This is a genomic window from Limnofasciculus baicalensis BBK-W-15, from assembly GCF_024178385.1.
Taxonomy (GTDB): domain Bacteria; phylum Cyanobacteriota; class Cyanobacteriia; order Cyanobacteriales; family Coleofasciculaceae; genus Limnofasciculus; species Limnofasciculus baicalensis.
Map to the genome: position 1 here is coordinate 1 of NZ_JAMZMM010000216.1, position 10,516 is coordinate 10,516.

Below are 10,516 nucleotides of genomic sequence, written 5' to 3' on the forward strand. Positions count from 1 at the left end.
GCTTTATCCCATATCCGGGATTGCACCCCTTCCATCACTTCATCAGTAATTTCTTCACCTCGGTGCGCGGGCAAACAGTGGAGTACAATAGCGTTTGAGTCAGCTATGCTCAATAATTCTTCGTTCAGTTGGTAGGGCTGAAAAAGTGGAATTCGCGCCTCAGCGGAGGATTCTTGACCCATACTCGCCCAAACATCGGTATAAAGAACATTAGATCCTTTAACTGCTACTATGGGGTCATGGGTAATTATCACTTCAGAACCTCCTGCTATTTGCCTTACCCGTTCTACAATATCAGGATTCGGTTCATAACCTGGTGGTGTGGCAATTCTGACATTCATCCCCATCAGGGCACATCCCAACATTAAAGAATGAGCAACATTATTACCATCTCCCAGATAAGTTAGAGTTGTACCAGCGAGGGAACCAAAGTTTTCTTGAACAGTTAGCAAATCTGCCAATATCTGACAAGGATGTTCCAAGTCAGTCAGAGCGTTAATAATGGGGATGCGGGCATATTTGGCAAAGAGTGCCAACTCTTGCTGATCGAAGGTGCGAATCGCTAAGATATCCAGATATCGATCCAAGACTCGTGCTGTATCAATTAGAGGTTCCCCCCTTCCGACTTGAGTCGTATCGGGATTCAAGTCAATAACTTGTCCCCCAAGTTGGTACATCGCTACGGAAAAACTAACTCGCGTGCGGGTAGACGCTTTATAGAAAAGTAGTCCCAACACCTTGTTGCACCGCAGATTAACTATTCCTCCTTTCAACTTAGCTGCTAAATCCAACAAGTCCTGAATTTCAGCACTAGTCATGTCCGCTAAACTCAGCAGATCCCGTCCTTTCAATGCCTCCATACTATCTCCCTATAACTATACGGATTTATCCTTGTCAGTAGGCTAGCAAGATTTGGCAATAAAATACAGTGCTATTTGAAGGATGAAGGATGAAGGATGAAGGTTGAAGGTTGAAGGTTGAAGGTTGAAGGTTGAAGGTTGAAGGTTGAAGGATGAAGGTTGAAGGTTGAAGGTTGAAGGTTGAAGGTTGAAGGTTGAAGTGTGAAGGAATGATGAAGGTTGAAGGTTGAAGTGTGAAGGAATGATGAAATCCTGTGTTAAAAAATAATCAGATTTTTTTAAAGCTCTCCTCTGGGCTGAAACTGGTTTTACTGAATCTGGGATTGTCCATCACTCCCATCCTCATTTCCATGCCAGTAGAAGGAGCAGAGCAAATTTATGTGCCTTTAGGACCGTTACAATTTTCTCTACCCATTGCGTCTCTGGAAGTATATGCCAAAGAAGGCAAAATTGATTCAGAATTAGCATTCTATGCTAGCCATGTCGAGCCTCAACAGATGGAGCAACTCCGTCTTGTATTGCTAACGCCGATTGATGTAAGTCCAGTTGCAATCGCGCAATTTCTCTATTCGCCCCAAGGTGAAGATATTTTAAACCGATTGGGTCAAATTATCCAAACGAAAGCGGGTCAACCAGGATTCTATGCGATTCGGGCGGCATTAATCAAAGCGGCGGCTTATCCGGAGGGGTTAACTCTGTTAAATGTGTTGCGGGAATTTCCCACCTACGGGATTCAGATTAACTCAGAAAGGGGGTTTGAGGAAATTGAGCAACTATCTAACCAGATTCGTCAAACGGAAATAGCGATAACGGCGGTAAATCAGCAATCTCGCACGGAAGCTAATGCTGAGACGGAATATAATCACCCGAATCAGATTAAGCCCAGTTTCTCAATACTGCCAGATTTACGACAACCTGGTTCAGTACTATATACCAAAGAAATATTGATCCTAAATGACTTGCGGCGAGGACGTAGTTTTCCTGTCGATCTTTATTTACCTCAACTCAGTGGTGCTAAATTACCCCTAATTGTAATTTCCCATGGTTTGGGTTCGGATCGCATGACTTTTGCTTATTTAGCCAAACACTTAGCATCTTATGGATTTGCGGTAGCAGTATTAGAACATCCGGGGAGTAATGCTCAACAATTCCAAGCGTTAAGTAAAGGGCTTGCTAGTGAAGTTACTCCACCAAGCGAGTTCGTCGATCGACCTTTAGATGTGAAGTTTTTGCTGGATGAACTAACCCGTTCCTTTGGTAAAGAATTGAATGTAACACAAGTTGGTGTAATTGGTCAATCTTTTGGTGGTTATACTGCTTTATCCTTGGCGGGAGCGGAAATTAATTTTGAACAATTACCACAGGAGTGCGCTTCATTAAATAATTCGTTAAATTTGTCACTATTGCTTCAATGTAGTGCTTTGCGGTTACCGAGGAGTCAATATCAATTGGCGGATAGCCGAATTAAAGCCGCGATCGCGATTAATCCCATTGCTAGTAGTATATTTGGACAGTCTCAGATTAGTAAAATGTCTATTCCCCTGATGTTAGTTGCTGGTAGCCACGATACTGTCGCACCAGCTTTGCCTGAACAAATTCAACCATTTACTTGGTTAACTACTCTGGATAAATATCTGGTTTTGCTCAATAAAGGTACGCATTTTTCTGCTTTAGGCAAATCTGATAGTGCGGTAGATTTACCTCCTGAAGTACTTGGTCCAGATCCGACTATTTCCCAAAATTATATGAAAGCTTTGAGTTTGGCATTTTTTGAAACTTATATTGGGGGACAATCAGAATATCGGCGTTATTTGAATGCTGGTTATGGTGAATTTATTAGTGAATATCCTATGCCTTTGAGTTTAGTTGAGTCTTTGACAGGAGAACAGATTGTGAAATCTTCTAGGGGAAGTGAGGCAAGATCGGATTAAGTTGAGTAATTTTTAACACAGAGATCTTGCACAGAGGTGTCATAAATGTCATTTAGTAATTATAAGAGTATTGGTGTTGTTGCCAAGGAATATAAAATTAAGTGCTTGTCAAGTAGTTTTGTGGTTGAGGTTGATTTTCCAGTTGGAGAATCATTTAAAGAAGAGTTGAAATTGCTGTTTAGTGAAGGAGTGGTTAATAATTCAGAAGCTGCCATTTGTGAGAATCTGATTTATCCAGTTTTAAAGGAAGTATGGAAAGTTTATCGCCGTAAGTTTATTTTGTGGAGCCACGAAACTTTGTACTATGACCAGAAGTTATCTGGAGTACCTGATTATATTTTAGCAGCACGATCGCCTCTCGGTACAGCGGTTTTCGATAAGCCATATTTTTTGACTGTAGAGGCAAAACAGGATAAATTTACAGAAGGATGGGGTCAGTGTTTAGCAGAAATGGTTGCTGTACAAAAGAGTAATCAGGATTTGGAGCAAACAATATATGGGATTGTATCGAATGGGTTGGTGTGGCAGTTTGGTAATTTAAAAGGTGATACTTTTACTCAAAATAGTGGTTCTTATTTGATTGAAGATTTGGATCGTTTATTTGCGGCGGTTAACTATGTTTTTCAGCAGTGTGAGTTACAGGTAGGTGAGGTGTTGGGGTAATTGAATACTACAGTATATTTATCTGTTGGTTGAAGCAGATTGCAGGTTTATGAAGTACACCTCAGAAACCCGGTTTCTTAAAGAAACCGGGTTTCTTTGTACCTCACGTACCTGAAAATTACTATACCTCTAAATATCCAAACCTGCAACTTGTAATTCTGGCGGATGTTCGATCGCAAACTGATAAGATAAATCTTGAGACGATAGGGGTGGTAAAAAAAGTGTCCATTCTAATATACCCATATCACCTATGGAAATTGGCGGCTGACAATCTACGAGACGGACTTTTAATTGCTGATGACAACTAACAGGTAACTGTTCAATTACCTTCACCTCAACCTCTTGATTTCGTAAATTAGTAATAGCGATACGATAGCCGTAGGTAGCAGTAGTTCTCCCTCTATCACCAATCAACTTCTTATCAATTAATCTCTCGACTAAATTCCGATCAATTTTCAATCCTTCATCAACTCCAAACTCAATATTAAATTCCTGCCCAGGGGCAATATTTTGAATTTGAGTTGTACCAATAAATGTATTATCTCGGAAAATATTCGCTTGTCCCGGCAATAGAGTAACGCTAGTCAAAGGATTGGTAATCGCAACTTTTACATAGGCATAACTTAACCGTCGTGGAATAGAAATATACTCAGATTTGCAAGGGTAATCTTCATTAAAAATAATCGTTTTATGACTTGCACAATCACTGGGAATATTACACCTTCTGCTAACCACAAACGTGACAATACCCGCAACTTTAACACTATCTCCCGTTGCTAGTTCCCCTCTCAAACGCTCTAATTCTGCTTCACTTAACATGTCGGATTGCACTGTTGTCCCAGCAAAGGGCATGGTAAGGTGAGGATTACGAGATGGGGACTTATCAGATTGCTCGCTACTCTTTGTTCCTGGGCTTAAATCGCGAGGCTGTTTAACATCTATATACCAGGGAGTAAGAGGTGGTAACTGAGTACCAAGTTTTGGCTTTGCTGTAGAAAGAATCAGCGCCACTCCTAACCAATCCTCCCCTGTATTTTGTTTCACATCTGCTTGGTAGATGAGATTCACTGTTTGGTTAGCACTTTGCCAGCGCAAGTCATAGCGAGGTTGCCAACTAGCTTGAGTTACTAGATACGATATTTCTAACTCTAATTCACCCACACCTAATGGTTCCAGAGTAATAATGATATTGAAACTATCCTGAGTGCGAGGTAATGAAAGCTGATCTAACTGCGATCGCAAAACCTGTAATTGATTACCCAGTTGTTTTTGTTCTCGATCATGTTGCCCAATTGCACTAGATATGGTATGCCACCTTTCCCCAACAAAATTCATTAAATTACCCATTTTTTCAATATCTAGTGGTTCCGGATTTTGTGACTTGGCTAAACTATCTAGATAATAATTATTGAGATCTTTAATGAAAGTTCGTTGTAAATTAAGCAAAATCATGCTCTCTTGCCCTTGACGTTTTTGTTCCTCTAACTGCCGAATTTCTTCATTAAGTTGTGCTACTTTCGGGTGAAGAGATGTTGGGGTTTGAGTTCGTTCACTCCGGACTCCTAATAATCGCACCCCTGCTTTTCCAGCGCCAGACACCTGGACAGATTCGCTAACAAGTGTAGTCGGTAAATAAGGAATAATTAATTCCTGTTCCTCACCAGTTAGTTGCACGATACCCCGCCGCGTTACTAGCGCTTGATCGTCATATACCGTTACTTCACTAATATGAGTATCTACTGTTTTGTTCATCTGTGATTCATCCTTTATTGTTGGCGTGGGGATTGGGGAGGGAGAGTTTTAAGTTTTGAGTTTTAAGTGAAAACAGATAACTCAACACTGAGAAGTATTCCGAGGAATAGGGAATGGGGAATTTTTATTCCCTCTTAAAAGTTCCCTATTTCCCGAGCTTTGGGAACAGGAAATAGAGAATGAGAATATTTGCTAGCCCCATCCTTTTACATCCGTTACCCCATCCGTTACCCCATCCGCTGCAACACCTTTCTAACCACTTACCGCATTTATCGGTGAAATTCCGGCTAAATCGAGAATTTGGGGAATTAAATCTTCTCGCTTCACCGCCATGAGATGAACACCCTGACATAATTCTTTAGCTAGCCGCACTTGTTGGGCGGCGATTTCCATTCCTTCCCGTAAAGGATCTGCTGCTCCTGCTAATCGGTCAATAATAGATTGAGGAATACTGACACCGGGAACATTTTTATTAATAAACTCAGCATTCTTAGCAGATTTAAGCAAAAAAATCCCTGCTAAAATTGGTTTATTGGTTCCTGCTGCAATTTTATCCATAAATATTTCCAGCCGCTCGAAATCTGTAATCAATTGGCTTTGGAAAAATTCTGCACCCGCTTCTAGTTTACGCTCAAAGCGTCGCTGCAATCCAGACCAACTCGCAAGCTGGGGATCGACTGCTGCACCAGGGAATAAGTCTGTGCTACCATCCGTTAACGGTTTGCCATTGCCACATAATCCCCGATTCAACTTACCAATCAACTGCAACAGGCGCACCGATTCCACATCAAAAACACTCTTGGCATCCGGATGGTCGCCAGCTTTCACCGGGTCACCTGTGAGTGCTAAAATATTGTGAATTCCCAAAGCATGAGCGCCCATGAGATCCGCTTGTAAACCGATACGATTGCGATCGCGACATGCCATCTGACATATCGGCTCTATCCCCTCTTGAAGCAAAATTACAGAAGCCGCCAGAGGCGACATCCGCAACACTGCCCTCGATCCATCAGTAATATTAACTCCATGGACGCGCCCTTTCAGAGTTTGTGCCATCAGAATCATGTGGCGGGGATCTCCTCCCTTGGGTGGCGCTACCTCGGCTGTGACTAAAAATTCGCCAGATTTGACAGCGGTGCGAAAGGTGTTATAAGTGGTCATTGGTCATTGATTGTTGGTCATTTGTTATTACAGCTTAACTGAAAGCTTACTATTACAATAAGTAGGGTGCGTTATGTAACGCACGCTAATATATATGGAGTTTAGTGACAGAGTTTGCGTAATTACTGACTAGTTTCACAATATTTGATACTATCTGTAGGGTGCGTTATGTAACGCACCCTACTATATATAATGATAATTAACATGGTTCATGACTAATAGCTAATAGCTAGTTCACTAATATCCTCTTGACTGAAATACTGACGATACAATTCACATTGAGGTATTACTTGTTTGCCCCTAATCTGAACTAACCCCATCCCATGTAATTTTACAGCTTGCACCCGCTCTAATTCTACAGGTATTGGCGAAGTAGCCACTTGAATTAATCTGGTTAGCAATTCAGGATACTCTTGAAGATACCCTAATTTTCGCCGCAAATGTTCCCCATACACTCTACCTTTAGTAGCAGATTTTGGCAATAATTGCTCCAGAGTAACTTCCTGATGATGAATATGGAATAATGCCTTCCTTACCAGATAGGGATTACCGCCAACTAAATTCATTAATTGTTCAATTTGATAACTATCCCAATCTAATCCGTGACGCTGTACTAAATCTTGCACCTGTGAGGGAGTAAATTCTGGCAATTCCATCAATAGTCCCACATTAAATGGCGATTGTTCCGTATTTGATGTCAGAATAGTTTCCGTGGAATGAACCACTAATAGCCGCAGCTTTTTCCAGATATCCGTGGTAGCATCACCATATCTCGCTTTCTCATACCAACTGCGCAATAAACCCAGAAAATCCGATGCTATGTCTGGGTAGCGAAATAAGATATCCATATCATCTAAAGCGATAACTATGGGAGTATGGATTTGAGGTAATAAATAATTCTCGAAGTAGTCAGTAGTGCTGGAATTACTATCCAGGATATCATCCCAATATTCAGCCAACTGATTCGGTAATCCCAAACTCTTCCCGACAATGACACAAAACCATTGCAAGAATCGCTCCAGATTACTAAATACATTTCGACTAGCCAGTTGCAGGTTTAAAGTGACGGTGAGATATTCTTCTTGTCTTGAGTAATCTAAAATCCTTGCCATGAGGGAGGTTTTTCCCATTTGGCGAGGTGCTTGAATCCGAATTAAACTACCTGCTTGCCTAATAGTATCGTAGCAGCGTTGTTCGATGGGGGGACGTGGGATGTAAAAGGGGGAATTTAAAGTAACGATTCCTCCGGGGGCTTCTGAAAGTGGAGCAGCGGTGGTAACGGATGTGGCAGCGGATGTGGTAACGGATGTAACGGATGTAACGGATATCACAGTAGATGGGTTATTGATTTTCCCAATAGTTTCGCTTGTTACAGGCAACTCATCCGTTACATCCGTTACCCCATCCGTTGCCAATTCTTTTAATTTTCGCTCCAGCACAACTTGAACATTCTTTTTATTAATTTTTGTCTCAATAACTTGAGAAAGCAAATCCCATAAATTAGCACCCACTGTCTTAGCGTGAGCAGCAGAAAAGCGGTGCGTCTCGGCAATTTCCTCGTAGCTTTGATTATCCCACGCACCCCGCAGGATATTGAGTTGCAGGGTATCCAAGTACTTCCCAGTTTTGGCAAATACTAAAGGTTGCAGGATTGCGATGCTGTCTTCTATATTCATCAGATGTTTGTCCGCGATCAGTCTGGTACATATACTCACCAACACGCTGGTTGCTGCTGATTGAGGGACAAAAATTGTCCTGAATCTTGTCCTAGTTCCCGAAAGTATACTCGCTGACATCGGCTGGCTGCTCTCATTCTGCTCTGATGTACAAAAAAAATTTACTTAGGGAATCCTACTTTTTACATACTCTTTACATAGAATTCACAATTGAGCCTACTTCTTCATCTAAGCTTCACAATCGAGCCTACTTCTTCATCCTAGCTTCACAATCGAGCCTACCTTTTTACACTAGCTTCATAATCGAGCCTACTTCTTTACTGAAACTTTATAAACTAACTCGGTAAATGTTGCTACTTTTTGCTACTGACAGAATTTAATTGGCAGTTTAAGTTAGGTAGTAACAGGCATCCGAGAAAATACATATCTTTCAGTATTTAGCTTTTCGGATTCTATCGACTTTTTAGGTTTTACTGATTCTTTTTGAAGTAAGTAGGTGCATAAATGAAGCTCATCTCCACTTTAGGCTTGGCATCAGCGCTGTCTCTTTCTGGCTTGGCTTTCCAGGCAACAGCAAACGCCGCGATAATGGCAGGCCAGATTCAGCCGATAGCCGTTTACAACGACTTTAATGGGGCTTTTGGTCTCGCCTATGATTCCCAGAATAACCTAATGTGGTACACACAAGGCGATTCCGGAGATAGCCTAGTCCACTCCTTTAAGGCTTATAAGGACTTCACAGCTGCGGAGTTAGCACTTTTACCAGTAGTTGGTGGAGTAAAGCAAATCAGCCGTTCCGCCGCACAGGAGTCACAGTTCACTACTAATCCAGGCGGCTCTGGTCCGTTTGGGTCTCCTGGCGCTCACTTCGCCTCTCTGGCATTCGATAAAGCGACTGGTCAGCTTGTGCAGCAAGGACCTGGAACTGTGCTTCGCGCCTATGACCCAATCACTGCCGCCAACCAGGTTGCCAATTTCCGCCCCGGCAGCGCAGTTGCTGATTTTTCTGACGGCTTGGATGTGGACGGCACAAATACCTGGCACTCTCCGGATGTAGGGTCTATTTTCAAGAACGGTACGCTTTTCGCGAGTAACTCCGATTCGACAAAGACCTTATTACCAGGGTGGGCTGGACTAGGAAGTCCATCTGGCTTGGGTTGGTCAGGTGTGGAGCAGGTCGATAACAGCTTGTTTGCCATCGCTGTTCATTCAAATGCTGACACCGGACGTTCCCGGACGCTGGTTCGCTTTGATCTGACTACGGGAGACCTTGTGGGATTCGATCCAGATGGAGACCCAGTAGCAGCTCGCTGGGAAGACTTGGCATTCGACAATGAATTCCTCTACGCTGCTGACTTGCGCGGGAATGCCAATGGAAATAACATTCCTGGGGATGTCTATGTCTTCAAAGTAACGGGCGGTCTCGATCCAAATCCAGAGAAAGTTCCCGAACCCGCTTCAACCCTAGGCTTACTCGCAATCGGTGCATTAGGCGCTACTTCAGCCTTCAAGCGTAAAAATAACCAAAATTAAAATAATCTAACTAGAAACTCAATATTAATTACTGCTGTATCTTCTTGAAATAGATCCGGCAGATTTTTCATTTAAACACAATAACTTACCAAACCTCAGTCAAATCCAAGACAAATCCTGGCAGTACATCTTCTCCAGATAAAGACATCGGACAATCTAATATTTCCACATCCGGCTCCTGCCTATATATCTCCACTTTCTGATTCTTCCGATCGATCAACCATCCCAAAATAGCACCATTAGCTATATATTCCCTCATTTTCTCCCGCAATGGTTCCATATTGTCAGACTGAGAACGAAGTTCGACAACAAAATCTGGGCAGATAGGAGCAAAACCTTCTCTTTCTGTAGGCGTAAGAGCTTCCCATCTTTCTAATTTAACCCAAGAAGCATCTGGAGAGCGGTCAGCACCATTGGGCAATTTAAAACCTCCAGAAGAGTCAAATACTACCCCTAGCTTACTTTGACGATTCCATAGCCAAAGCTGTCCCGAAATATCTTGGTTACGCTTGCTCGTATAACTTCCAGTTGGGGGCATAACAATTAATTCTCCTGTAGCTTTTCTTTCTAGCCTTAAGTCACGGTTAGTGGCAGCAATTTGTTGGAATTGCTCCTGAGTTACTTTAAATGTTTGGGGAATGGCAATGGTGGGTTTCAGCATATTATTTCTTTTCTGGTGGCAAATAGTCTATATCTAAAATCTGTGCCATAGTGTAAAGGCAATTTTCCATCCTAACTTAATCTTAGTAAACCGCAGTCAAATTTCAGACAAACCCTGGTAGCATATCCTCTAGAGTACAGGAGCAGATGTGGCAGCGGATGTGGTAGCGGATGTAGCGGATGGGTTATTGGTTTTCCCAATAACTTTGCTTTTCACAGCTAACTCATCCGTTGCCACATCCGTTACATCCGTTACCCCATCCGTTGCCACATCCGTTAC

General features: G+C 42.3%; 8 protein-coding genes. 3 read left to right on the plus strand and 5 right to left on the minus strand.

Features of this window, described 5'->3' with window-relative positions; all coding sequences use genetic code 11:
• The coding region (gene argF / locus NJ959_RS19085; protein ID WP_254013327.1) for an ornithine carbamoyltransferase at nucleotides 1-860 on the minus strand (860 nt) is incomplete at its 3' end.
• A 254-nt stretch (nucleotides 861-1,114) separates the two neighbouring features.
• On the opposite strand from argF, the gene NJ959_RS19090 reads away from it, so the two are divergent.
• Nucleotides 1,115-2,791 (plus strand): alpha/beta hydrolase, encoded by a 1,677-nt coding sequence (locus tag NJ959_RS19090; RefSeq protein ID WP_254013328.1) that lies wholly within the window; start codon nucleotides 1,115-1,117, stop codon nucleotides 2,789-2,791.
• Between the two features lie 45 nt (nucleotides 2,792-2,836).
• Nucleotides 2,837-3,454, plus strand: coding sequence for a hypothetical protein (locus NJ959_RS19095; RefSeq protein ID WP_254013329.1), 618 nt, complete (start codon nucleotides 2,837-2,839; stop codon nucleotides 3,452-3,454).
• 129 nt (nucleotides 3,455-3,583) lie between these two features.
• Here the strand turns inward: NJ959_RS19095 and NJ959_RS19100 are convergent, their stop codons facing one another.
• The 3 genes from NJ959_RS19100 to NJ959_RS19110 all read right to left on the minus strand — a co-directional run bounded on the left by NJ959_RS19100 (nucleotide 3,584) and on the right by NJ959_RS19110 (nucleotide 8,043).
• A complete protein-coding gene (locus NJ959_RS19100; RefSeq protein ID WP_254013330.1) occupies nucleotides 3,584-5,206 on the minus strand; it encodes a mucoidy inhibitor MuiA family protein in 1,623 nt (540 codons plus the stop codon).
• A 252-nt stretch (nucleotides 5,207-5,458) separates the two neighbouring features.
• Nucleotides 5,459-6,367 (minus strand): methylenetetrahydrofolate reductase, encoded by a 909-nt coding sequence (locus NJ959_RS19105; RefSeq protein WP_254013331.1) that lies wholly within the window; start codon nucleotides 6,365-6,367, stop codon nucleotides 5,459-5,461.
• 215 nt (nucleotides 6,368-6,582) lie between these two features.
• Complete coding sequence (locus NJ959_RS19110) at nucleotides 6,583-8,043, minus strand: AAA-like domain-containing protein (RefSeq protein ID WP_254013332.1); 1,461 nt, start codon at nucleotides 8,041-8,043, stop codon at nucleotides 6,583-6,585.
• A gap of 504 nt (nucleotides 8,044-8,547) precedes the next feature.
• Between NJ959_RS19110 and NJ959_RS19115 the strand changes: the two genes are divergently transcribed.
• Nucleotides 8,548-9,576 (plus strand): PEP-CTERM sorting domain-containing protein, encoded by a 1,029-nt coding sequence (locus NJ959_RS19115; protein ID WP_254013333.1) that lies wholly within the window; start codon nucleotides 8,548-8,550, stop codon nucleotides 9,574-9,576.
• Nucleotides 9,577-9,661: 85 nt separating this feature from the next.
• On the opposite strand, the gene NJ959_RS19120 is transcribed toward NJ959_RS19115, so the two are convergent.
• A complete protein-coding gene (locus tag NJ959_RS19120) occupies nucleotides 9,662-10,237 on the minus strand; it encodes a Uma2 family endonuclease (protein ID WP_254013334.1) in 576 nt (191 codons plus the stop codon).
• Nucleotides 10,238-10,516: the final 279 nt, after the last annotated feature.

Coding starts and splice junctions, on each gene's coding strand:
- NJ959_RS19095 (WP_254013329.1), top strand. CDS start 2,837: ATGTCATTTAGTAATTATAAGAGTATTGGTGTTGTTGCCAAGGAATAT.
- NJ959_RS19100 (WP_254013330.1), bottom strand. CDS start 5,206: ATGAACAAAACAGTAGATACTCATATTAGTGAAGTAACGGTATATGAC.
- NJ959_RS19105 (WP_254013331.1), bottom strand. CDS start 6,367: ATGACCACTTATAACACCTTTCGCACCGCTGTCAAATCTGGCGAATTT.
- NJ959_RS19110 (WP_254013332.1), bottom strand. CDS start 8,043: ATGAATATAGAAGACAGCATCGCAATCCTGCAACCTTTAGTATTTGCC.
- NJ959_RS19115 (WP_254013333.1), top strand. CDS start 8,548: ATGAAGCTCATCTCCACTTTAGGCTTGGCATCAGCGCTGTCTCTTTCT.
- NJ959_RS19120 (WP_254013334.1), bottom strand. CDS start 10,237: ATGCTGAAACCCACCATTGCCATTCCCCAAACATTTAAAGTAACTCAG.